This is a genomic window from Anditalea andensis (genome assembly GCF_000714815.1).
In the GTDB taxonomy this organism is placed as follows: Bacteria; Bacteroidota; Bacteroidia; order Cytophagales; family Cyclobacteriaceae; genus Anditalea; species Anditalea andensis.
In genome coordinates this window covers 301,221-325,849 of the sequence record NZ_JMIH01000022.1, presented here as the reverse complement: position 1 = coordinate 325,849, position 24,629 = coordinate 301,221, and the positions used below count along the sequence as shown (strand labels likewise).

The following is a 24,629-nucleotide window of genomic DNA, read 5'->3' as shown; positions in this document are numbered from 1 at the left end:
TTTTTGAAAAATTATCCTGACCTTTGCAGACTATGTGCTGAAATTTGCAGCAATAATTACTACAGATGCAAGAATTAGAGTCATTTAGAAAACAGATTTCCACCCCAAAAAAAATAGTCATAACCACCCACCATAAACCAGATGCTGATGCACTGGGCTCATCGTTGGGGATGGCCAACTATTTGAAAAAGAAAGGACACGAGGTGACGGTAATCACGCCTTCTGACTATCCTTCTTTTATTGCCTGGATGAAAGGCAATGAAGAAGTCCTGAATTTTGAGGATGAGAAGCACAAAGAAGATGCCACTAAGAAAATTGAGCATGCTGAAATCATCATGTGTCTGGACTTCAGCGCCTTAAGTAGGACACAGGATATGGAACCTTTGATAAGGAACTCCTCAGCATATAAAGTGAATATCGACCATCACCAGGACCCGGAAGATTTTGCGGATTTTACCTACCTGAGCACTGCTGCGGCAGCCACATGTGAGCTGGTCTATGACCTGATCGTCAAAGTAGGTGATAAATTTCTCCTGGACAGTGATATTGCTGAATGCTTATACTCTGGGATCATGACCGATACAGGAGGATTCAGACATCCTAACACCACCAAGAATGTACATTTGGTTACAGCAGACCTTATAGATTTAGGAGCTGATAATTCAAAAATTTCCCGGCTGATCTATGATACCAACTCTGTGGACAAGCTGAAGTTTCTAGGTTTTGCTCTTTCCAGAAGGTTGGTCATATTGCCAGAATTACAGACGGCATATTTTACTATCAGTAAAAAAGATCTAAAAAAATACAATTCCCAGACAGGTGATACGGAAGGATTGGTAAATTATGCCTTATCTTTGGACGGCATAAAAATCGCCGCGCTGTTTACCGAAAGAAAAGATGCCATTAAGATATCATTTCGCTCTACGGAAGACGTTTCAGTAAATAAATTTGCTGCCAAATTCTTTCAGGGCGGGGGGCATAAAAATGCCTCCGGTGGTAAATCGGACCTTAGCTTGGAAGAGACAGCAGAAAAATTTGAAAAATTAATAAAAGAAAACAAAAAATTACTATTTAATCAATTAGAACTAGTAGATGAAAAATCTTAAAAATTTCATGTTGGCAGGAGGAGTTCTTGCTGTAGCGATGACGGCTTGTGATAACCAAAGAACAGAGACTACTGCTGATGGTATAGAATATACCTATGTAAGAGAAGGAAACAATCAGCCCGAACAAGGTGATTATGTCCTATATCATTTTACTGCAGTCAATGAAAACGATTCCCTATTTATCAACAGCTATGATCAGGATTTCCCTGCATACCTTCAGTACGATTCCGTTGCAGAATCTCAAACAGGTATAGATGAAATATTTTTAAACCTCAGAAATGGCGACAGCATCATGGTTCAGACTACTGCTGAGAAGATGTTCGGCGGATTTGGTGTTCCTCCATTTTTGAAAAACGAAGAAACTATTACCCTGAGAATTGGAGTGGTGGATGTGCTGAATGAAGAGAATTTCCAGGAATATTTCAACAATCTTTCCATGAGACAGCAGGAAAAGCAGCAACAGCAGGCTTCCAGACAGACTGAGGAAGACATTCAGATCATAGAAAAATATGTAGCTGAAAATAATTTGAATGCCCAGAGGACGGAATCGGGTCTATTCTACGTCATAGAAAAAGAAGGCACTGGACCGGAGGTTAATCAAGGGGATATGGTGTCCGTACACTATACCGGATATGTACTCGATGGGACAGTATTTGACACCAGCCGGGAAAGTGTGGCAAGGGAAAACAATACGTTTCAGGAAGGAAGGCCTGGAGGATATACCCCTATAGAGTTTCCAGTGGGCCAGGGACAAGTGATCCAGGGATGGGACGAAGGTCTTCAGCTATTGAGAAAAGGTTCTGTAGCCAAACTGATCATCCCTTCTCCTTTAGCCTATGGCAACAGACAGGCAAGCGAGGTGATCACCGCTAATTCTGTACTTGTATTTGACGTAGAGGTTACAGATGTAAATTAATTGAAAAAGTCTCCCGCTATGGGAGACTTTCATTTTCCTTTGATTATCCGGGAATATTTTCCGGTCCATTAAAACATCAGAATTATGAAAAGAATATTACTCAGCTGCTCATTCATCATTTTGATGGCCTCCTGTATCAATGATCAGGAATCCCTTCAAAACATCCATAACAGGGATCTACAGGCTATCGCTGATTATATGCGGGACAATTCATTGCAGGGCGTAAGATCTGAACAGGATGGCGCCACAGGTGTAGTAATAATATGGACAAAGGAAAATATTAACGGAAGAAGTCCAGAAGTAGGCGACTATGTCAAATTAAATTATACTGGGAGCTTTTTTGATGCAAGGGTTTTTGACACCTCTTTGGATTCTGTAGCCCGGGCAAATAACATACACCATCCTTCTAGAGAATATAAGCCCATGCAAATGATAATTGGAGATGAAAATTATATACGCGGTTTTATTCTTGGTGTAAACAGTATGAAAGAAGGGGATAAGGCCATCATATTGATTCCTTCCAGATATGCCTATGGCACTAGTGGACACCGCGGCAGTATCCCTCCAAACACACCACTTAGATTTGACCTGGAAATGATAGAAATAAAGTCTGAGGCAGAAATAGAAATATAATGAAAGTTTTAAAATCCATATTATTCTCAGCCTTTGCGGTATTGCTGTTTAGCTGTGAAAATTTCCAGTTTGGCGAGCAATACAGTGTTGAACAAAACCGTGAACGGGAACGACCTATAATAGCCAGACATCTGGAAGAGGCGGCGTACGACGGGCTATATACCGTCCAGGACACTACCACAGGAGTAGTGGTTATCGTGCAGGAGGAAGGTGCAGGGGCCAAACCTACCACCAGCACCATTGTATATTACAACTATGTAGGCAAACTACTGGACGGTTCTGTCTTCGATACCAATATTAGAGCGGTAGCGGAAGAACATGGTCTAGATACAGAAGGGAGGACTTATGCTCCTCTTAATTTTTCGCTGAATCAAGGAGGGGCGATCCAGGGATTCAGCATAGGTTTTAAATATTTAAGAAGCGGCTCCAAAGCCATACTCATTATTCCCTCCCCTTATGCCTACCAGAATCAAGCGAGGGGAGAAAGAATACCGGCTAATTCTATCCTTGTATTTGAAGTTGATTTTTTGGGGATGGATTAGAGGAAATGCTCTTGGCTATAAATCATTGAGATTTCGGATAAATGAATAGAAAAAAGGGCATAGATCATATAGAAAGAAAGGATACCTGTAGAGGTATCCTTTCTTTCATTCTATAAGCTACTGGGTGTACATTTATTAGATCATACATAAAATATAACCACGCCGTCGGTTACGGGAGCCTGCTCAAAATAGTCATCTCTGATTTTTATTACTGATTACAATCTTCTATTTTGCATCATTAAACCAATCCTGATTATTCTATGAAAATCTGTTTTGCTACCAATAATGAAAAGAAAATAGCAGAAGTAAAAGCTACACTTGGGGTGGATTTTACGCTGGTATCACTGGCAGACATTGGCTGTACAGAGGAACTGCCTGAAACGGGAGATACCCTGGAGCACAATGCTTTCGAAAAAGCCAGATATGTATACGATAATTACGGGGTAAGCTGTTTTGCAGATGACACAGGGCTGGAGGTAGAAGCATTGGATCTCGCTCCAGGTGTATATTCCGGGAGATTTGCCGGAGAACCCAGAAGTGATGAGCGCAATGTCTCTTTGCTATTAGAAAAGATGGAAGGAAAAGTCAACCGCAAAGCCAGGTTTAGGACAGTAATAGCCTTAATACTGGAAGGGGAGGAACACCGGTTTGAGGGAATAGCAGCCGGCACTATTACCAAAACCAAATCCGGGCAGTCAGGTTTCGGATATGATCCTATCTTCAGACCCGACGGTCAGGAAGAGACATTTGCAGAAATGAAGATGGAAGATAAAAACCGTATCAGCCATAGGGGCAAAGCAGTTCAGCAATTAATCAGATTTTTACAGGCTTATTATTGACCAATTTGTACTCCACCCTTATAAATCAGAATATTTTTTCTAATTTTGTCCCCCATGAATAAGCCTTATATCGTGGGGATTACCGGAGGCAGCGCATCAGGGAAAACCTTGTTCCTTGAAAAGCTCCTTAACGCTTTCGAGCCACACCAAGTCTGTCTGATCTCCCAGGACAATTATTACCGCCCCCGTCACCAACAACCTATTGATGACAAAGGCATACATAACTTTGATACGCCCCATTCCATAGATTTTGAACAATACGCTGATGATATCAGAAAAATTCAAAGCGGAGAAACGGTCACCAGGCCAGAGTACACATTCAATAACCCCAATAAAATTCCTAATATCCTAAAGTTTACACCTGCTCCTGTAGTGGTAGTAGAGGGTATTTTTGTATTGTATTATCCAGAACTGGCCCACCTATTGGATTTAAAAGTGTTTATAGACGCCAAAGACTATATCAAGTTGAAACGGCGAATAGTCCGTGATAAGGTGGAGCGAGGATATGAACTGGATGATGTCCTTTATAGGTATGAAAAACATGTAATGCCGACATACGAAAAATATATAGAGCCGTTCAAACACGATGCAGATATCATTATCCCAAATAATCATAACTTTGACAGGGCACTGGACCTTGTAAAATCCTATTTGAGGGTCAAAACAAGTCTTTAAGACAAAATATAATATGGTTTAAACTGACTTGAATATATTTATAACTGCCTCATTCATAAAAAATTAGATAGCGGGAACTTTTCTGGTGTCTTTTTTTTTAAAAAGGACTGATAGTTTAAAAATATCTTTATATTTGCAACCAAATGAACAGGACCCAAAAAAATAAAGCCCTTTACAGAGAAAGACTCACCATCCTATTAGTGGTGTTCTTCTGTATGCTGATTTCAGGTTCTGAGCGTTTTTTCAATACACAGAATACCGACACCAAGATAGAGCAAAATGCAGGAGGAGACCACTCTTCTGATGAGCAAACCTTTGTCAATGTAGCGGTAAGTGCTGTAGTTCCGTTTGCCACTACTGTAGCTCAAAATACTTTCTATTTGATCTATGAAATACTGGGGTTTGAAACGGAGAAATTGGCACATGAGGAGCCTATCACGTCCTATTCAAGTTATTTTTTGGAAATCCTTTTGACCAGGATCATTTCCCCGAACGCTCCCTAACACCAGCACATACCCGACCATTTTTACACCAATAGATGGTCATCTTATCAGCGCTGAATATAGGCGCTTTACAAAAAGGTCTCTGACCTATATATCAAAACACACAATCAATTTATTATTTTCTTTAATTTATTACTATGCGTAACAAAGGTGTCATTGTGTTTTTGACAGTGATCATTACAGTGCTTTGCCTGTACTATCTGTCATTCACATTTGTATCAAACAATGTCCAAAGAGACGCTGAGGCCTATGCCACAGATGAAGTGGGCAATGTAGATTTCAGTAAGAAGCAGTCATATCTAGACTCTGTATGGAGGCTGCCGGTATATAGGTTTTTGGGAGCCGACTATACCTATCAAGAAGTAAAAGAAACAGAACTTGGCCTGGGTCTTGACCTTCAGGGCGGTATGCACGTTACTTTGGAAGTCTCTCCGGTAGAGATCGTAAGAGGTTTAGCTGGAAACAGCCAAGATGCTGCATTTAATACAGCTGTAAATTTGGCACAGGAAAGAGCCAAAACCAGCAATGATAAGTTCGTAGACATCTTTTACAGTGCCTGGAATGAAACAGCGGGAGATAGGAAATTAAATTCCGTATATGCCACTGCCGCCAATAGAGGCCGGGTATCCCTTGAGACTACGGATGCAGAGGTACTTAGCCTTATCGATACTGAAGTAGAAAATGCCATAGAGCGTTCCTTCAATATCCTTCGTACCCGTGTGGACAGGTTTGGTACAGCACAGCCTAACATTCAGAGAATACAGGGTTCTGGTAGAATTCAGATAGAACTGCCGGGTGTAGATAACCCTGAGAGGGTCAGAAACCTACTTCAGGGTGTAGCCAAATTACAGTTTTGGGAAGTAGCTGAAATCAACGAATTCGGAGACGCCATCGAAAGAGCAAATGCTATCCTGGTAGCTGAAGCACAGGGGCAGCGGGCAACTCAGCCGGCTCCAGCGGACACCACTGAAGTAGAAGGTGATGAAGAAGAAAGTGACCTGGCGAGACAATTGGCACAGGGAGCTGACGGGGATGACTTCTCTTCAGACGTTTCTCCCCTGCTATCTTTGTTAAAAGCTAATTATGGATTGGTTTACGATCTTAGAGATACCGTGACCATCAATAGAATCCTTGCCAGAGACGATATTAGATCAGTCTTGCCAAGAGATGTCAGGTTTATGTGGTCGGTAAAAGCTCAGCGTGCAGACGGTCAGGAATTATTAGAACTTCATGCAATCAAAGCCCCGAGAGGCACAGATATGGCGCCGCTGGAAGGTGATGTTATCACAGATGCGCGCCAGTCTTATGATCAGAATTCCCGTCCGGCAGTCAGTATGCAGATGAATGCTGACGGGGCCAGAAAATGGAGAAAACTGACCAGTGATAACGTAGGCAGAAGAATAGCGGTAGTATTGGATGATTATGTCTATACAGCTCCAAACGTACAAGGCGAAATTCCTTCCGGACAATCAGAAATCACCGGTAACTTTACCATAGAAGAAGCCAAAGATTTAGCTAATATACTCAAGTCAGGTACCCTTCCAGCTCCTACCCGTATAGTAGAAGAAGCTATGATCGGTGCTACATTAGGTGCTGAAGCTCAGCAGCAGGGTATTTACTCTATGGTAGCAGGATTGGTGCTTGTAGTCCTATTTATGATCGCTTACTTTGCTAAGGGCGGATTTGTCGCCATTGCAGCACTTGTGTTTAACATCTTCTTTATCCTGGGTATCCTCGCCCAACTGGGAGCATCACTTACCCTTCCTGGTATAGCCGGTATCGTATTGACCATAGGTATGTCGATTGACGCTAACGTGCTGATATTTGAACGTATCAAAGAGGAGTTGCGCAATGGTGCTGGACTGCTACAGGCTATCAGCAGCGGTTATAATAAAGCCTTCAGTGCCATCCTCGATTCCAATGTCACTACCTTTCTGGTAGGAGCGATTCTTTATGCCTTGGGCCAGGGTCCGGTAAAAGGTTTTGCTATCGTATTGATGATAGGTATAGCCTCTTCCTTCTTCTCAGCTGTATTCATCACAAGAGTGATCGTTTACTGGATGAGCAAAAAAGGTGATAAGAGCTCCATATCCTTTTCCACTCCTTTCTCCAGAAACTTATTAAGCGATCTGAACATCGACTTCATGAGCAAAAGAAAAGTGGCCTATCTGGTATCTACAGGTATTATAGTGGTAGGTTTGGCCATAGCTGCTATCAATGGATTAAAATTCGGTGTAGACTTTACCGGTGGCCGTACCTATACAGTAGAATTTAGTGAGCCTGTGACCCCTACTGAACTGAAAACCGGGCTGGATGCTAAATTTGACGGATCTGTGGAAGCCAAAACATTTGGTGGCAATAATATCATCAAAGTCACTACTTCTTATCTGATCAATGAGGATTCTGATGAAGCCAATAGAGAAGTAGAAAGAAGCGTGAGAGAAGGTATCGCTGAAATCACAGGGTTTACTTTTGTGGAAGATGGCAGAAGAATAGGTGCTGAATCTTTCTCCATCATCGGCTCTTCCAAAGTAGGGGCTACGGTAGCAGATGATATCAAAAACTCCTCATTGGAAGCTATGTTCTTTGCACTGGTTGCGATTTTCTTATATATCTTATTGCGATTCAGAAAATGGCAGTTCTCCCTTGCTTCTATCATAGCATTGATTCATGATACGCTATTTGTGGTAGCTGCATTTGCCATCGCTACAGCCTTGGGTGCTACCTTTGAGATAGACCAGGTATTCATCGCAGCCATGTTGACGGTGGTAGGTTACTCTATAAATGATACTGTGATCGTATTTGACAGGATCAGGGAAAATATTTCCAACAGGGGTACTTCCAAACTGGTGACCATGTTCAATGACGCCATCAACCAGACCATGTCCCGTACTTTGATCACCTCAGCGACCACGCTGATCGTGGTCCTAGTGCTATTGATCTTTGGCGGTGAAGTATTGGCAGGATTTGCCTTTGCTTTATTGATCGGTGTATTGGTGGGTACTTACTCGTCCATATATATAGCATCCCCTATCGTCGTGGATCTGATGAAAAGAGAAATAGCTCAGGAAAAATTAGCTGCTGAAGAAGCTCAAAAAGTAGCTTAAATATTCTATTTAGACAAATTATATAAGGGCGCTGATTTATCAGCGCCTTTTTTTTAGCATGTTGATTTTTGCTTTTAGATGCCAGGCCCAACTGAACACCATTTTAATAAGTTATATAATGACACGAATGACTGTAAGCTTTCTTCTGAAGAAAGCTATATACGTCTACCATCACTAATAAGACAGCTCTTACTGTGGGGTGGGTCAAAGCACAACAGATAGTCATGTATGTAAGAAATTTTATTAAGCCATATTGGGATAGCCAATAAAATCAAACTAATATTGCTTGTAAACGAGCACTAATTTTATAAATTTTTAGGATGATCAAGATTGTAATGGTGGATGATCACAAGATGTTTGCCAGCGGTATCGCCCATCTTTTAGAAATAGAAACAAATTTCCATATAGCCGGAATATTCCAGAATGGTGAGGATGTACTTTCCTTTGTCCAATCAAATGATCCTGATATCCTACTGACTGACCTCAATATGCCAGGAATGGATGGCTTAGATTTGATTGAACAAATCACACTAGTCTGTCCCAAGTGTAAAGTCATCGTACTTACTATGTATGAGGAAAAGCAAATATATAAAAAGTGTCAAAAAGCAGGAGCCAAAGCTTACGTGCTCAAAGATGCTGATCCTGATGAACTCGTTTATACCATAAAGGAAGTATTTGAAAACCGCCATGTGATGAATTTTCATAACACCCTCAAGCAAGTTACCGATGACTTTTATACGGATGTATACAAAGAAAAGTATAAACTTTCCCGTAGAGAACTGCAGATCCTAAAGATGATCAAAAATGGGGAAGGAAATAAAAAAATCGCTGAAAACCTGAACCTTAGTATCTTTACAGTGGAAACCCACCGAAAAAATATCCATCTCAAACTTGACGTGAATTCTGGTGTAGAATTGCTCAAGAAAGCGATGGATATGAATCTGTAAATATAGGCAGATGCTTTCTGCCCTAATTGTCAACTAATCTACTCTAGGCCATTATCCTCCTACCATAAATATGCCGGCCATTTTTATGTAAAGAGACCTTTATTCTGAAATTAACTTAACCGTGCCAGATTTCAGGTTATTCCCATCGACTGATAGGGTTATATCGCCTGGCTCGGTAGTGGACTGTACGAGTACCACTAGCTTACCGCTAAAGAGCTTCATGGTAGGCAGGTGAAACATTTCCAGAGAAGTGGCATCTCCATTACTGGCAGCCCGATACTTTCCTTTACCCTTCACTTTGAATGTAAGCTGATCAGTAGCAGTAGGGCACGGATGGCCATCTTTGTCTACCACAGAAACAGTTACAAATGAAATATCTTTGCCATCTGCTTTGATGGAAGTCCTATCTGCTTCCATTACTATCTGATAAGGCTTACCTGCAGTATGAATGGCTTTTTCAGCAGCTGGCTTCCCATCTTTTCCAAAGGCTACCACTTTTAAAGTTCCTGGCTCGTAATTTACATCCATCCACATCAGCCGGTACCTGGTCTGTGGTGTTTCGTGATGTTTTTTCTGAATTCCCAGGCTTTTACCATTGACAAATAGCTCCGCACTGTCATAACTCGTATATACAAAAACAGGAACATTTTCCCCTTCCTTTCCTTCCCAGTTCCAGTGTGGAAGCAGGTGAAGGGTTTCATCCTGGGTATTCCATCTGCTACGGTAGAGGTAATACCGGTCCTTGGGCAGACCGGCCAGATCGCTGATTCCGAAATATGAACTTCGGGAAGGCCATTTTTCATCATAAGGCGTGGGTTCTCCCAGATAATCAAAACCAGTCCAGACAAATTCTCCTATTACCCAAGGCTTATCATCCTGCAATATAAAATCATCTTCGGGTAGGTTAGACCAGCTGCAATACTCCAAATCATATGAGGAACTTTGAAAATCATCATATTGCTTTTCTATGCCTTTTTCCACAGGAAACTTATATACTCCACGGGAACTAACAGTGGATGCAGTTTCAGAACCTAAAATAAAGCCTTGAGGAAAAGTTTCAAATGCCTCTTCATAAAGATGGGTTCGATAATTAAGCCCTGGGATATCCAGTACGGCTCCAAATCCCGATTCCATCGTGGCTTTAACTTGGTCCATACCTACTGTGACCGGACGGGTTCCATCTTCCCGGTGAAAAATTTCCTGCAGCCACTTAGCCCTTTTTACCCCTTCAGATCCCCATTGGTCCGGCACTTCATTACCAGAACTCCACATCACGATACTTGGGTGGTTGCGTGTAGCATGAACTAAATTTACCACATCCTTTTCGGCATCGGTTTCAAAAAAACGGTTGTAACCGTTCTTAACTTTTGGTTTCGCCCACTCATCGAAGCTCTCTGCTACAAACATGAATCCCAATTCATCCGCTAGTTCCAGCTGTTCTAACGACGGCATATTGTGCGCGCTACGGATAGCATCCACTCCCAAGTCTTTCAATATCACCATTTGTCTCCTTAAGGCAGCTATATTTATAGCAGTACCTAAAGGTCCCAAATCATGGTGCAGACATACCCCTTTAAACTTCCTAACTTCTCCATTTAGACTGAAGCCAATGTTACGCTCATATTTAATCTCCCTTATCCCAAAACGGGTAGTGACCTCATCTTTCAGTTCTTCACCTACATAAACCTGTGATATGGCACTGTACAGGTAGGGTGATTCCGGGCTCCACAGATGTGGGCGCTCTACAGCAATATTCTGATCAAACTCATTCAAAAATGGAGTGGTGGATGCCTGAGATGCTACCGTATCCCCAGTGGCATCCAGGATATGGGTCAATAGCCGAAGTGATTCCCCTGATACTTTTGTTTTTATGTTAACTTTGGCGAGTTCATCACTGACCAGAGGAGTAGTAATGTAGGTCCCCCATTGGTCTATGCTTTCTTGGTTCTTTACGATCACACTGACTTTACGGTATAGACCGGCACCAGGATACCATCGGGATGACAGTCCTAAATTACTTAGGTGAACAGCCAGGGTATTTGATTTTCCACCTACGAACTGATCAGTGACGTCAAAATAGAAATAGTTGTATCCATAATTCCATTCGCCTACTTTTTCCCCGTTTAAATAAATCTTGGGTTCACTCATGGCTCCCTCAAACAGTAGAATAACTTTCTGCCCTTCCTTATAATGGGGGAGATCAAAATGTTGCCGATACCAGCCTTCTCCTATGTAAGGTAAAGCCCCCGTCCTACCAGTTTTCTCTGTAGGGATTTTTTCCTGGTTTTGTTCTATCGCGACCACCTGCTTATCTATCTCCTTATCAAAAGGACCGTATATGGCCCAGTCATGGGGTACTGTTACCTCTTCCCATTTTTTATCATTAAAGTCTTTTTGGTATGCCTGATCATTCTTTCCTTTAAAAAATTTCCAATGGTCATTTAACTCGGTGACTGTTCGCACCTGCGCTTTTGTATGTTGAGACAGAAGCATAAACATTACCAAGAAAACAGCTAACTGCTTTAAGTGCATATGATATTTTTGTGGTGATTAAAGTGAAGGATACGGGAATCGATATCCTATATGAATTTTGATTAAACGGCTTTTTTATTGATAAAATCTAGATCTTCCCACTTTTCTACATACACCGGTTGGAAATTATTCATCCTATCCAATAATGCCACCGGATCATCCGAGACGATAATCATATCCAGCTGGGCCTGTTTGAGAAATCCTTCATCTACTGCAAACTGTAGGAAAGCCAATAATTTGTCATAATAACCTCCTACGTTATACAAAGCCAGAGGTTTGGTGATATATGCAAGCTGATTTAGGGTCATGATTTCAAAAAGCTCTTCAAAAGTCCCTATACCTCCTGGCATAGCGATAAAACCATCTCCTTTCTCTGCCATTAGCCATTTTCGGTCACGCATGGTTTCTACTACGGTAAGCTCTGTACAGCCTACATGAGCCACTTCTATATCTACTAGTTTCTGCGGTATAATGCCATATACTGTTTTACCGGCCATTAGCATTTCGTCAGCTATGATTCCCATCAGCCCCACGTTGCCAGCACCATAGACCAGTGCCATATCCCTACTGATCATTTCAGTGGCCAAACACTTTGCTCCTTCTTCGTATATGGAATTCTTGCCCTTATTGGAACCGCAGTAAACCGTAACTTTTTTCATAATATAGGATAAAATTGAACAGGCTACAGCCAAGACTTGACTGTAGCTGTTGGTCATTACATTTTGGCGCTATAATTAGGAGCTTCTCTGGTAATATTGATGTCATGGGGATGTGATTCACGAACACCTGCAGCGGTTATTTTTACAAATTTCCCATTCTTTTGCAGTTCTTCTATCGTCTGTGTACCGCAGTATCCCATTCCTGCCTGAAGCCCCCCTACCAGCTGATAGAGTACTTCTGCCACAAGACCTTTAAAAGCCACTCTCCCCACAATTCCTTCCGGCACGAGTTTTTTGACATTCTCTTCAGCGTCCTGAAAATAGCGGTCTTTGGACCCTGATTCCATAGCCTCCAAAGAACCCATACCCCGATAGGATTTAAACTTCCGGCCCTCAAATATGATCATTTCACCCGGCGCCTCATCTGTACCGGCGAGTAATGACCCCACCATAATGGAATCTGCTCCAGCCGCTATGGCCTTCACTACATCACCGGAATACCTGATCCCGCCATCAGCAATAACAGATACATAAGTACCTTTCAAGGCTTCAGCACATTCAAATACAGCGGATAACTGAGGCACACCTACACCTGCGATCACCCGAGTGGTACATATACTTCCTGGCCCCACTCCTACTTTAACGGCATCAGCCCCGGCTTCAGCCAGCGCTTTGGCAGCTTCGGCAGTAGCAATATTCCCTACGATTACATCTAGGTCAGGAAATAAACTTTTTATTTTTTTAAGTGTATCTATTACTCCTTTAGAATGTCCATGAGCGGTATCTATACTGATGACATCCACACCTGCATTTTTCAGGGCTTCTATTCTCTCTGCGATATCAGCTGTTACCCCGACGGCAGCCCCCACTCTCAATCTGCCATACTCATCCTTACAGGCATGAGGTTTATCTTTTCTTTTCAGGATGTCCTTATATGTGATCAGGCCCAATAAGCGGTTTTCTTCATCTATAATAGGAAGTTTCTCTATTTTATATTCCTGTAGAATCTCTTCAGCCTCTTCTAAAGTAATGCCACCTTTTGCCGTGACCAGATTGTTTACCGTCATAATCTCTTTGATATTCCGGTTTGGGTCCTTGATAAACCTTAAATCTCTATTGGTAATGATACCTTTTAAAAACCGTTCACTGTCCACTACAGGAATACCCCCAATGCTGTACTCATTCATGATGTGCTGTGCATCACGAACTTTGGCATCTATATTCAAAGTAATGGGATCCAGTATCATTCCACTTTGGGAACGCTTCACTTTCCTGACCTGAGCAGCTTGTTGCTCTATAGACATATTTTTATGGATAAAGCCCAATCCACCTTCCAAGGCAATGGCAATGGCGAGTTCGGCTTCTGTCACGGTATCCATAGCAGCTGAAACCAAGGGTATGTTCAGCCTGATATTTTTCGTAAGTTGGGTGGAGGTATTGGTGTCTCTCGGCAATACTTCGGAGTATCCGGGAACCAAAAGCACATCATCGTAGGTAAGTGCTTCGTAGATAAATTTATCTGAGTTTCTGTTCATAGCAAATATTGGTTAGGTAACCCTATTTGCCCGTCAAATATACAAACTTTTTCATATCAAATTCAATGGGTTAAAAAATTAATTACATGTAGTCTGTACCCAATGGGGGAAAAGGGAATAAAATTTGGCTGCTACACGCTGATGACTATGGATACGATGCCGATATTTTCAAGCTTAAAAAGTGAGGCTGGGAATCCAAAGCCATCGCTAAATTAGAAATATACGGAACAGCTATTGCCTATTATCCTCAAAGCATAAAAACTATATGAATGGCATGCCTGCCAAAGCCTGCCAAAGCGTACCCGCAGACAGCAAAAAATAAATCAACGCAAACACTGCTACTAACCTCACCTTATGCCGACTAAAATTCCATGCAAATAGCGGTAAAATCTGTATGGCATGAAGCCCCAGAAAATGCGAAACCCTCAGATCCCCGTATTTTCGAGCCCAATTAAAAAAAAAAATCCCCTCCGCACCATCAGGCGCTCCCACTGTATGTCCTCCAACTGCAATCATGATAACCCCTTCTAAACCGGCAAATAGGAATATGACTAAACCCAACCTAATACTCCATAGATACCCTTTTGGGAGCTGGTCGCGTTTTAAAAAAAGCAGAAAAGCCCAAAATATGATCAATGTGTTTATGACTATTGCCACACCCATGACTCCAAACAATACTCCATCAAAGAGAGTGGATTCATTGAAATGAGAGGCTTTGCCCAAAGCGGCTTGAAAAGTAATGATCAGCTGCTCTAGGCCCAATACTACCACTATCCCCCATGCCATAAGCCTCACCTTTTTTTGGGGGAGGTAATGCAGCAGCCAAGCCATTGTCCAGCTAAAAACACCTATAGATAAACTGAATTTTAGGGGCTTGATCCATAAATTGACACCTAGAAAAGTCCGGTGATCCAGGAGAGCAATCATAAGCAATAGCCCAAAAACCATAAAATTTACCGCTCCAAAATAAGCAAGTAACCGGTTTCTCCAGAATAGTTTGCCCATAAATATACTAGCAGCATTCTTTTCTAGAAATAGCATAAACATATGTTTAAATTAACTGTTTCTTGGATTTCCTGAAAAAAGGATATTGGGTAAACTTTCCGATTCTGATGGCCCTGACGATCAGGTATAACAATAGTCCTACAGGCCCCATCATAAAAGTAAAAAACAGACATGGCAGGAGGAGCCATTTATTTATTTTTAGAATAAAAGTATCATTAGCCATCCACATGCCGACAAATAAATCAAAGACCAGATAATGTATCCATCCTGCTAGAAGGGCATGGTCACTGTCAAATAGCTGACGAACATCATCCAAACTTCCAAAGCCCCCTTCTCCACCCTCCGTTAAACCCACAGAAATAAAATAAAGGTATAGAACCGCTAAAAAAAAGATTACACCGGATAATAGGACCGGATAAATGACAGGATTCTCATAAAAAACAAACAAGACTACCCAGCTAATCAGTGCCAAAGCACTGGCAATAGAAAAAACCAGATCCAAATCCATGACCAATTTTTTTTAAAATAAATATAAAGATATGGAATGAAATATCTTCTTAAAACACCAAAAAATAATTTGATCATAAGGACGCAAAATTTTTACCCCTAGAAACAAAGATAGCGTACATATACATGCACGCTATCTTTAATTTCAAAAGAACAATATATATTCGGATTGTTTATCCCGCAAAATGAAGGGTATAAAGACCAACATTTTTTCAAAAAAGGTATTCCTTTGTATTACCAATAGGGCTTCTATTAACTATTTTTTCCTGAGTTTTGCTATGTAGAACCCATCAAAGCCGCTTTCATGCGCCAATACTTTTTGCTCTTCTAAAAGTTCAAAACCCTGACCTTTTTCACTTGAAAGAAATTTTTCCACCTGCTGGCTATTTTCGGAGGGCAGGATGCTGCAAGTAGCGTATACCATAATCCCCCCAGATTTTAGCATGACCCCATAATTTTGGATGATCTCCTGCTGAATTTGGATTACTTTTTCTATCGATTCAGGACTTAACTTCCATTTGGTATCAGGGTTTCTCTTTAATACACCCAGGCCGGAACAGGGCACATCTAACAGTACCCTATCGGCAGTTTCCTTAAGCCTTTTAATGGTTTTGTTGTTTTCTATGACTTTAGGCTCTATGATGCTTACCCCTGCACGCCTTGCTCTCAGTTTGGTGTTTTTTAGTTTCCACTCTTCCACATCCATAGACAGTATTCTGCCTTTGTTTTCCATTATGGCTGCCAAGTGGAGGGATTTGCCACCAGCACCCGCACATGCGTCTATCACCCGCATGCCCGGCTCCACATCCAGTGCAGCCGCTACTAACTGGGAAGAAGCATCCTGTACTTCAAATAGGCCCTCTTTAAAAGTAGGAGAACGGAACATATTCTGCCTTTTGCCAAGGACCAGAGCATCTTTATAGCCTTTTGGCGCATAGGTATGAATGCCTTCTGTTTCGAGCCTGTTCATTAGGTCTTCTCGGGATATTTTAAGCGTATTCACCCGTATCACCACCGGTGCCTGCTCATTAAGTGTGTTCAGTTCCCTGTCCCATTTGCCTCCGAGAAGTTCTTCGCCCATTTGGTCCAACCAATCCGGAATAGATTGCAATGTAGGCCTATCTTCAATGGCCTTATACCTGGCTTTTACTTCTAAAGGATCAATACCCTGAAATTCTCTCCAAGTAGGCAGCTCATGCCCCTGCATTAACCAATATGTGCCAAAAACATGGAAGAGGTCTTCAGAAGGACTCACCACATTTACCAATCTCCACCAACGTACTATTTCATATACACTTTCTGCAATAAATCCCCTGTCCCTGGCGCCCCATTTGGGATTTGACCTTAAGGTCTTTTCAATTACCTTGTCTGCGTATTTACCATTATTAAATATCTCATCTATGGCATTGATTACGCCGTATACAGTATTGGAATGAAGCTTCATGTATTTCTTTTTTGTGGTACAAAGATAGGAAAATATGAATGCCGATAATAGGGCAATACCAAGCTTCCTGATATTTGGAGTCAGAAAGGTATGTTTATTGCTTATTTGTATCCCTAATACAATGAAATCTTAATAAAGCAAATTATCAATGGGAGAAAAAAAATGTCCACACTGCGGAAATTGGTCCACCTGGAACCAGAAACTGGATGATCCATGTGATCACTGTGGCAAACCCCTAGGTGGCGAAGATCTCCTCCACAAGCAAAAAGTAGAGCAGGATGCCCAAGACAGAGCCGAAAAATGGATCTTTTATATACGGGAAGAGGACAGTGATCTCATGATCTTATTAAAAAAAATAGGCAATACGGCCTATGTCATTTATATGTCTATCCTATCCTTTATAGCGTGGGTTATCGCAGCCCTTCCAGGTTAATGAGTATATTTAAAAACCCTTTTTTTTTAATCTGTTGCCTGCTTTTTTGGATCAACCAATTTAATGAAAGAATCCTGGGAATTTTTCTACCCTATGTTCATGCTTATTTGGATGATCTTTTAGCTATGCCTGTTGTTTTGGGTATTACCCTGCAGGCATTTCGTTGGTTTCATCCGTTAAAAACGGACTTTGTATTTAACAAAACACATATAATCATAGCAGTGGTATATTTCAGTCTGATATTCGAAATCATCTTACCTATGAAATCTGACACCTATACCCAAGATTGGTGGGATGTTTTATGTTATGGGTTAGGTGCAATGGCATTTTATTTTTGGATTAACAAAAAGGAAACCGATAAAACAGAAACCGTTAAAAAATTAAAAAACCAGGGCTGACCATTAAATCACAGACTTGATCGGGGAAATTATTATACCTTTGTTTTCTAATATGCTATTTTGATGACAACATCCTCCAGAGAATTATTTAAAAATTATTCTGAACAGCTTAAACCTTTATATTCGGAGCAGGAGGCAAACAGCATTACGTTTTGGCTATTGGAACAATATCTGGGCGCAACGCGAAAGGATATATTGGTAAACAAATATTATGATCTAGGGGAGTCCGCCATAGAAGGGGCTTTTCAAAAAGTTTTAACCGGTGTACCTATTCAGCAGGTTCTAGGATGGGCCCCTTTCTACGGAAGGGAGTTCAATATAAATCCTCAGGTATTGATCCCTCGAAATGAAACCGAGGAACTGGTCCATTTCATCATCCAAGAAACTAAACTCTCTGAACCCCGAATACTCGATATTGGTACTGGTTCGGGTTGCATACCAATCACCTTGGCACTTGAAATTCCCGATGCAAAGCTGTTTGCTGTTGATATTAGTCCAGGAGCTATTAAAGTAGCAAAAGAGAATGCTCTTTTATTAAAAGCTGCGGTACAATTTTATCAACTCGATATTTTATCAGAAGACCTGCCTTTCCAAGATTTGGACCTGATCATAAGCAATCCTCCTTATGTAAGGGAGTCAGAAAAAAAGCTCATGCACCGCAATGTACTCGATCATGAACCCCATTTGGCCCTTTTTGTAACAGATGAGGATCCACTGCTTTTTTACAGAGAAATCTCCAAAAAGGCTATTGGATCACTTAAAACAGGGGGCAAACTCTATTTTGAAATCAATGAAGCTTTTGTAGAAGAAACCAGACAGACAATGGAAAATTTAGGGTTTAAAAATGTAAAAGCACTACAAGACCTGAATGGCAAATTTAGGATAGTGTCGGGTAGCAGGGAAGCATAGCAGATCAGTTATTAAATTCCTGAATAAAGCCAATATTTACAAATGGGCTAATCATAGTATAGCCTGATCTGCCCTTACCATCATAGAGACATCATTATGCATTTAATTATCAGTCATCATCTCCCCAATCCAAAACATATTTTCTGCAAGAAATGACACTTGTCCATGAGCTCTTACAAAAGTATCGCGGGTAATATATATATGCTGGATCCTTTCATCCGAGGTGATCTCCACGAGCGTCCCTTCTGGAGCAAGTAGGTGTAGGGAAACACCAGCATACCATTTTCTGAATCCACGCTGTTTAACCGGAAAATACCTCATCGTACCATCAATTACCACCAGATCAATTAAATCTAAAAATTGCTCCAATTCCAATACCTTGAGATGGTCATATCCGATTATGTTCACTGCACTATGTTTGGAAGCTACCAGGTAATGTAGCCCTTCTTCCAGATATCGGCATTCCTGCACTGCCATAAACTTGACTGGATACTGTTCTTCTAAAAGATGAAGATTAGTTTTCTGATAATCAAATGTAGCCAAGATCACATCCACCTTAATACCCCAAGACAGCACTGTATCTACGGCCATCTCCGCCACCAATACCGTGGGAGACCACTCCAGCAGGGGACTGATGCTTTCATAAGTAGCTGATGTATCCAAAATCAATAAAGCAGGTTCTTGCTGCTCTTTTACAAAGTGGTGGGAGGACATGAATAGCTTATAGTTTATAAACGATAGAAACCGCAAAGATAATTATTAATCTTTTGTTCATTCTTTCATTTTGCAGGATAAATGGCCTGAGGGGAGGTTAACCAAATATATATTTTATTCTACCCTGAGTGTAAATAAATTTTACCGGAAAAGCTGATAGGAAAATTTAAACTCACTGATAATGAACTTACATCTGAAGGTAGGCTTTCTATTGCTATGGTAATGGGAGTCCCCCCCTCTAAGAATGAATTTTCGAAATGAACATATCTTTCAGGATGGACTCCTTCTTTATGAGGATAAACTTTCAAAGAAAAACAAATATTCCTTTCGGGAATCCTTGTATTTTTTACATTTTCTCCCTTAAGGAAGCCTTTGAGCTCTATGCGGCTACCTGGTACCGGCATCGGACCGATATATGATTGGCGCCAAGCCCTAATCTGGAAGTCTAAATTCTCCGGATTTTGTATATATAAGGATAGATTTCCGGTCATAAAAACTCTTTGCTCACCCCCATACCTTCAGTATTGTTTGCTTTCCAAGGTAAAGCCGAATTAGGATATAAAGACATATTGCTGTTCCTCAATAATGGTGAGCCTAATGTCAGGAGTTCTTCCTCTACACAAGCCCCCAGCACTAGTAGTAACAGTAATGGATATATATTGTAAATCTGTTTCATTTCATATAGCGCCTATATTACTATAGACAACCCTTTAAAGAATTGTCATTTTTTGGATAAATATATCGTTGCTTTTTTTGCCACAAAGACTGTAAATTATTATCTTTTTATACCGTGATATCTTTAAGTCCATATAAATAGGGCCATATTGGAGATAATATATCAAACCCATGTCTCCTTAAAAAACCTCTGACAGTTTTTATAAGCTAATTTTTGGAGCTGCATGTCAGGAAGGTCATTAGAAAGACTTTCCATGAGTGACGGATAATTGGAAGCATTTTCTGCAAGCGGAAAATAGAACGGATGGCGGCTTTTATCCGGAAAATCCTTAGTATAAAAGAAATCTGCACCGAAGCAGATGCAATCTTCTGCTCCTATGGCAAAGCCGTGTTTGATGTGGTCAAATAACCTTTCAGGAGTGGCATCGTCCAAGAAAGCACGTAGGAAATTGACCCCCACTATCCCCTTTCGATGGATGATTTCTTTTGCAAACTCATCAGTGATATTCCTTTTATGGTCCCATATAGTCCGGAAATTTGAATGACTTGCTATCACCGGTATATCTAGCGAATTGGTAGTCAAATGTTCCAATATGCCCTCTGCCAATAAGTCGGAAGTATGGGAAAGATCAATGGCTATCTTCTTGCCATCTATATAATCCAAAAGCTTACGCCCGTCATCTTTCAGCCCTACATCTGTGTAATTTCCACCTCCAAAACGGTTTTCGGTATGATGGGTAAGACTGATATAGGCCAGCCTGCCGGTGTCAGCTATGATTTTATCCAAAAGCTGATAAATGTCAGACCATTTTGCGGTTTCATTTGCTAAACCTGCAGCATTCTCAATAGCACAGACTAGACCTATTTTCTTTTGCTGTTCTATGGTTGCTAAAAATCCCCTGTCTGCCAAACATACTTCTTCTTTATGATTTTCCAACAGTGCTTTAAATTCACCTACCTGCCTGTAAGCTATATCCATACTTTCCGGCCTCACATCCGTATAGATGGCCAGCACCTGCATTTTCACATTTCCTTCTTTCAAATAGGGAAGTCCACAGGGGATGTCCCTGCTATCCGGAGCGGCTCCTTGCACTTTGGCCAGGTAAGAAAGTAAATCACAGTGGGTGTCGATAATAGGATAAGTCATATTTACGGGTTTAGGTGAGCAAATAGCAAAGAAAGTCAAAAAATGACATTATTTTTATACATTTAGCGCTTGAATTTGTTTAAAGTAAAAATCCGATATTATGCCCTTACTTCAACCTATTAATTTCTCCAAGTGGATCGATGAAAACCGTCACCTTCTAAAACCGCCTATAGGAAATCGGCAGGTGTTCCATGACAATAAGGATTTTATTGTCATGGTAGTGGGTGGTCCCAACTCCAGAAAGGATTACCATGTAAATGAAGGTGAAGAGGTTTTTTTCCAGATTGAAGGGGATATTACCCTTAAAGTAGTGGACGGGGAAAAGCCTACAGACATTGTTATCAAAGAAGGTGAAATGTTCCTCTTGCCCGGCAAAGTACCTCACAGTCCCAGACGCCCCGCCAATACGATTGGGTTGGTATTTGAAAGATATAGGCGAAAAGGTGAAATGGACGGGTTTATCTGGCACTGTGAAAACTGCGGCAATAAGCTGCATGAGGAATATGCAGAGGTCACCGACATCGTGCACCAGCTTCCTCCTATCATGGAAAGGTTTTGGTCCCATATACAGCGACGAACCTGTTCAGCGTGCGGTACAGTAATGGAAAAATAGTTTTGTCTGATCAATCTTTAAATGCCCTACATGGAATCTACCCAGTACGAATATACCGAAGCATATGCCCATTACATGGATCGAAATGATCCATTAAACCATTTTAAAGAGCGCTTCTATCACCCTAAAGTAAATGGCATCCCAGCCATATATCTCTGCGGGAATTCCCTTGGGCTCCAGCCAAAAAATGTTATAGACCATCTACAAAAAGAATTAATCAACTGGGCTGATATGGCTGTAGATGGTCATTTTCATGGAGAGGACCCATGGTATGGCGCCCGTATGAAATCAAAACCGATTCTTGCACACATTGTAGGAGCGAAAGAACATGAGGTGGTGGCTATGAATAACCTAACTAGCAACCTTCATTTCTTATTGGTATCCTTTTATCAGCCCACTGAAAAAAAGTTTAAAATCATCACAGAAGGAGGGGCATTTCCTTCCGATATGTATACGCTGGAAACCCAGGTCAGATTTCATGGTTATGACCCCAAGGAGGCGATAATAGAAATCTATCCCCGGGACGGAGAGCATACCTTGAGAACTGAGGACATACTCGCTCATATCAGCGCGCATCAGGAGGACCTGGCACTTGTAATGATGGCGGGGCTTCAGTATTACACGGGACAGGTCTTTGATATGGAGTCCATCACCAAGGCCGGGCAGGAAGCAGGAGCCTATGTGGGATTTGATCTGGCGCATGCAGCTGGTAATGCGCCACTTAACCTGCATGATTGGGGTGTGGATTTTGCTGCATGGTGCAGTTATAAGTACCTAAACAGCGGTCCGGGGAATATCTCCGGAATATTTGTGCATGAAAAGCATGCCGACAACCCCTATCTTCCCCGATTTGCGGGATGGTGGGGTCACGATGAAAAGGAGCGGTTTAAAATGGAAAGAGGCTTTAAACCTATGTATGGTGCAGATGGATGGCAACTCGCCAATACAAATATATTAGCTTTGGCAGCACATCAGGCTGCTCTGGAATTATTTGGAGAAGCTGGAATGGCTAAACTGAGAAAAAAAAGTGAACTATTAACCGGCTACTTGGAGTTTTTAATAAAGCAGACAAATTCGGATGTTTTGGAAATAATAACACCTGAAAACCCAAAAGAAAGAGGTTGTCAGTTATCTTTGCTGGTTCATAAAGGAGGAAAAGAGGTCTTTGATGAGTTTTATATGCATGGAATAGTCGGTGATTGGAGACATCCTAACGTGATCCGGGTGGCACCCACGCCTCTATATAATAGCTTCATGGATGTTTATAATTTTGCAAAAATCCTTGAACAAGCTTTAAACAAGTTCGTTTAGGCGAATTAAGAAAAGAATAAATGGAAAATAACAATATCAGTATCTTAGGAGCCGGACTTATAGGGTCACTACTGGGAATATACCTTAAAAAAAGAGGGCTGGATGTTTCGATTTTTGAAAAAAGAAAGGATAAGCGAGGCCAGACTACCCGAGAAGAAGGACGTTCTATAAATATGGCACTTAGTGATAGAGGGTGGAAAGCATTAGAAAAAGTCGGGTTAAAAAATAAGGTCAAAGACCTGGCCATACCCATGTACGGAAGAAGGATCCATGATGAGCATGGCCATACCACCTTTATCCCTTATGGAAAAGAAGGTGAGGCTATCTATTCCATTTCACGTGGCAAGTTTAATGAGATATTGATAGATGAAGCAGAAAAATTAGGTGTAAACCTATTTTTTGACCACCGATGTGATGAAGTCAATATTAATAAAAGGCAGATTAAATTCTCTATCCCAGGATGGGAAAGGAAAAAAATCAGTTCATCTGTCATCATAGGTGCTGATGGTGCATACTCTTCCTTGAGAGGGTCTATGCAAAAGCAGGAGCGGTTTGATTTTACCCAAAATTACATTACCCATGGGTATAAAGAACTTTCTATACCCCCTACTGCAGATGGAGAATTTGCCATGGATCCAAATGCGCTGCATATATGGCCCCGCGGGAAATTTATGCTTATCGCTTTACCAAATCCAGATAAGTCCTTTACCTGTACCCTCTTTTTGCCGTTTGAAGGCACCAAGGTTTGCTTTGAAAAAATCCATGATAAAAAAGATGTAGACAGTGTATTCAGGACATACTTTGATGATGCTTATGGCATGATGCCCCATCTTCAGGAAGAGTATTTTCAGAATCCCACTTCTGCATTAATTACCATAAATTGCTTTCCATGGGTTAAAAATCAGTGTTTACTGATAGGTGATGCCTCACATGCCATGGTTCCATTTTATGGCCAGGGTATGAACTGTGGATTTGAAGATTGTTTTGTCCTGGATGGGCTGATAGATAAATTTGGCACTACTTCATGGGACCTTATTTTTGAAAAATTCCAAAAAATGAGAAAACCCGATACAGATGCCATAAGTCAATTGGCGCTGGAAAATTTCGTAGAAATGAGGGATGCGGTTTCGGACCCGAAATTTGCCATACGTAAAAAAATAGAGGCACGACTTCATGAACTCTATCCCAAGGAATGGATACCTTTATATACCATGGTTACCTTTTCTAATATTCCCTATGCAGAAGCATATGCACAGGGAAAAATTCAGGAAAGGATCATGGATAAGGTAATGGCAGACCCCCTGATCACACATAAATGGGATAAACTTGACTATGAAGATATTATAGACCAAGTGGAAACTGCAAGAATGGTATAGATATCCAGGTCACCATCCTATTATAAAAATCAAATCCCCATTATAAACCGTGGCAGACAAGGGTGATGGAATCTATTACATTATCATACGGATGATAATACAA

Annotated in this window: 25 protein-coding genes; 15 read left to right on the top strand and 10 right to left on the bottom strand. The window is 41.1% G+C overall.

Going from position 1 to position 24,629, the window contains the following annotated elements; translation table 11 throughout:
- Positions 1-65 precede the first annotated feature (65 nt).
- From EL17_RS14255 to EL17_RS14215, 9 genes are all read left to right on the top strand, one after another.
- The gene (locus tag EL17_RS14255; RefSeq protein ID WP_035075340.1) at positions 66-1,106 is read left to right on the top strand and encodes a DHH family phosphoesterase; all 1,041 of its coding nucleotides are present in this window, start codon (positions 66-68) and stop codon (positions 1,104-1,106) included.
- Positions 1,093-2,022, top strand: a complete 930-nt coding sequence (locus EL17_RS14250; RefSeq protein ID WP_035075337.1) for an FKBP-type peptidyl-prolyl cis-trans isomerase — start codon at positions 1,093-1,095, stop codon at positions 2,020-2,022. The genes EL17_RS14255 and EL17_RS14250 overlap by 14 nt, the downstream gene beginning before the upstream one ends.
- An 84-nt stretch (positions 2,023-2,106) precedes the next feature.
- The gene (locus EL17_RS14245; RefSeq protein WP_035075334.1) at positions 2,107-2,655 is read left to right on the top strand and encodes an FKBP-type peptidyl-prolyl cis-trans isomerase; all 549 of its coding nucleotides are present in this window, start codon (positions 2,107-2,109) and stop codon (positions 2,653-2,655) included.
- A complete protein-coding gene (locus EL17_RS14240) occupies positions 2,655-3,197 on the top strand; it encodes an FKBP-type peptidyl-prolyl cis-trans isomerase (protein ID WP_035075331.1) in 543 nt (180 codons plus the stop codon). Before EL17_RS14245 ends, EL17_RS14240 begins: the two co-directional genes overlap by 1 nt.
- Positions 3,198-3,457: 260 nt before the next feature.
- Complete coding sequence (locus EL17_RS14235; RefSeq protein WP_035075328.1) at positions 3,458-4,036, top strand: non-canonical purine NTP diphosphatase; 579 nt, start codon at positions 3,458-3,460, stop codon at positions 4,034-4,036.
- A gap of 54 nt (positions 4,037-4,090) precedes the next feature.
- Positions 4,091-4,711 carry a uridine kinase gene (udk, locus tag EL17_RS14230; RefSeq protein WP_035075324.1) on the top strand — a complete coding sequence of 207 codons (621 nt, stop codon included), beginning with the start codon at positions 4,091-4,093 and terminating at the stop codon, positions 4,709-4,711.
- 143 nt (positions 4,712-4,854) lie between these two features.
- On the top strand, positions 4,855-5,214 hold the full coding sequence (locus tag EL17_RS14225) for a hypothetical protein (protein ID WP_035075322.1): 360 nt from the start codon (positions 4,855-4,857) through the stop codon (positions 5,212-5,214).
- A 137-nt stretch (positions 5,215-5,351) separates the two neighbouring features.
- The gene (gene secDF, locus EL17_RS14220; RefSeq protein WP_035075319.1) at positions 5,352-8,321 is read left to right on the top strand and encodes a protein translocase subunit SecDF; all 2,970 of its coding nucleotides are present in this window, start codon (positions 5,352-5,354) and stop codon (positions 8,319-8,321) included.
- 320 nt (positions 8,322-8,641) lie between these two features.
- The gene (locus EL17_RS14215) at positions 8,642-9,268 is read left to right on the top strand and encodes a response regulator (protein WP_035075316.1); all 627 of its coding nucleotides are present in this window, start codon (positions 8,642-8,644) and stop codon (positions 9,266-9,268) included.
- Between the two features lie 99 nt (positions 9,269-9,367).
- Here EL17_RS14215 and EL17_RS14210 read toward each other — a convergent pair whose 3' ends face one another.
- The 6 genes from EL17_RS14210 to EL17_RS14185 all read right to left on the bottom strand — a co-directional run bounded on the left by EL17_RS14210 (position 9,368) and on the right by EL17_RS14185 (position 16,950).
- Positions 9,368-11,800: a DUF4982 domain-containing protein gene (locus EL17_RS14210; protein WP_035075313.1), complete on the bottom strand. Its 2,433-nt coding sequence runs from the start codon at positions 11,798-11,800 to the stop codon at positions 9,368-9,370.
- A 62-nt stretch (positions 11,801-11,862) separates the two neighbouring features.
- Positions 11,863-12,459 (bottom strand): LOG family protein, encoded by a 597-nt coding sequence (locus EL17_RS14205; protein WP_035075540.1) that lies wholly within the window; start codon positions 12,457-12,459, stop codon positions 11,863-11,865.
- Positions 12,460-12,515: 56 nt separating this feature from the next.
- Entirely contained in the window at positions 12,516-13,994 is a 1,479-nt protein-coding gene (guaB, locus tag EL17_RS14200) for an IMP dehydrogenase (protein WP_035075310.1), read from the bottom strand.
- Between the two features lie 261 nt (positions 13,995-14,255).
- Positions 14,256-15,035, bottom strand: coding sequence for a hypothetical protein (locus EL17_RS14195; protein ID WP_240485999.1), 780 nt, complete (start codon positions 15,033-15,035; stop codon positions 14,256-14,258).
- A gap of 10 nt (positions 15,036-15,045) precedes the next feature.
- Positions 15,046-15,507: an ABA4-like family protein gene (locus EL17_RS14190; protein ID WP_035075307.1), complete on the bottom strand. Its 462-nt coding sequence runs from the start codon at positions 15,505-15,507 to the stop codon at positions 15,046-15,048.
- A gap of 255 nt (positions 15,508-15,762) precedes the next feature.
- Positions 15,763-16,950 (bottom strand): RsmB/NOP family class I SAM-dependent RNA methyltransferase, encoded by a 1,188-nt coding sequence (locus EL17_RS14185; RefSeq protein WP_035075304.1) that lies wholly within the window; start codon positions 16,948-16,950, stop codon positions 15,763-15,765.
- Between the two features lie 148 nt (positions 16,951-17,098).
- On the opposite strand from EL17_RS14185, the gene EL17_RS14180 reads away from it, so the two are divergent.
- The 3 genes from EL17_RS14180 (at position 17,099) to prmC (ending at position 18,690) form a co-directional block, all read left to right on the top strand.
- Positions 17,099-17,383, top strand: coding sequence for a hypothetical protein (locus EL17_RS14180; protein WP_035075301.1), 285 nt, complete (start codon positions 17,099-17,101; stop codon positions 17,381-17,383).
- Entirely contained in the window at positions 17,383-17,781 is a 399-nt protein-coding gene (locus tag EL17_RS14175) for a hypothetical protein (protein ID WP_035075298.1), read from the top strand. Before EL17_RS14180 ends, EL17_RS14175 begins: the two co-directional genes overlap by 1 nt.
- 63 nt (positions 17,782-17,844) lie before the next feature.
- Positions 17,845-18,690: a peptide chain release factor N(5)-glutamine methyltransferase gene (gene prmC, locus EL17_RS14170; protein WP_035075294.1), complete on the top strand. Its 846-nt coding sequence runs from the start codon at positions 17,845-17,847 to the stop codon at positions 18,688-18,690.
- Between the two features lie 102 nt (positions 18,691-18,792).
- Here prmC and EL17_RS14165 read toward each other — a convergent pair whose 3' ends face one another.
- From EL17_RS14165 to EL17_RS14150, 4 genes are all read right to left on the bottom strand, one after another.
- Positions 18,793-19,404 carry a hypothetical protein gene (locus EL17_RS14165; protein WP_035075291.1) on the bottom strand — a complete coding sequence of 204 codons (612 nt, stop codon included), beginning with the start codon at positions 19,402-19,404 and terminating at the stop codon, positions 18,793-18,795.
- 119 nt (positions 19,405-19,523) lie between these two features.
- Positions 19,524-19,895, bottom strand: coding sequence for a hypothetical protein (locus EL17_RS14160; protein ID WP_035075288.1), 372 nt, complete (start codon positions 19,893-19,895; stop codon positions 19,524-19,526).
- Complete coding sequence (locus EL17_RS14155) at positions 19,892-20,080, bottom strand: hypothetical protein (RefSeq protein ID WP_035075285.1); 189 nt, start codon at positions 20,078-20,080, stop codon at positions 19,892-19,894. Before EL17_RS14155 ends, EL17_RS14160 begins: the two co-directional genes overlap by 4 nt.
- A gap of 162 nt (positions 20,081-20,242) precedes the next feature.
- Positions 20,243-21,226: a dipeptidase gene (locus EL17_RS14150; protein WP_035075282.1), complete on the bottom strand. Its 984-nt coding sequence runs from the start codon at positions 21,224-21,226 to the stop codon at positions 20,243-20,245.
- 100 nt (positions 21,227-21,326) lie between these two features.
- Here EL17_RS14150 and EL17_RS14145 point away from each other — a divergent pair, with 100 nt between their 5' ends.
- Genes EL17_RS14145 through EL17_RS14135 form a run of 3 tightly spaced genes read left to right on the top strand, consistent with a single transcriptional unit; the run spans position 21,327 to position 24,526 of the window.
- Positions 21,327-21,839: a 3-hydroxyanthranilate 3,4-dioxygenase gene (locus tag EL17_RS14145; protein WP_035075279.1), complete on the top strand. Its 513-nt coding sequence runs from the start codon at positions 21,327-21,329 to the stop codon at positions 21,837-21,839.
- Between the two features lie 30 nt (positions 21,840-21,869).
- Positions 21,870-23,150, top strand: coding sequence for a kynureninase (gene kynU, locus EL17_RS14140; RefSeq protein ID WP_035075537.1), 1,281 nt, complete (start codon positions 21,870-21,872; stop codon positions 23,148-23,150).
- Positions 23,151-23,170: 20 nt separating this feature from the next.
- Positions 23,171-24,526 carry an FAD-dependent oxidoreductase gene (locus tag EL17_RS14135; RefSeq protein WP_035075278.1) on the top strand — a complete coding sequence of 452 codons (1,356 nt, stop codon included), beginning with the start codon at positions 23,171-23,173 and terminating at the stop codon, positions 24,524-24,526.
- Positions 24,527-24,629 lie beyond the last annotated feature (103 nt).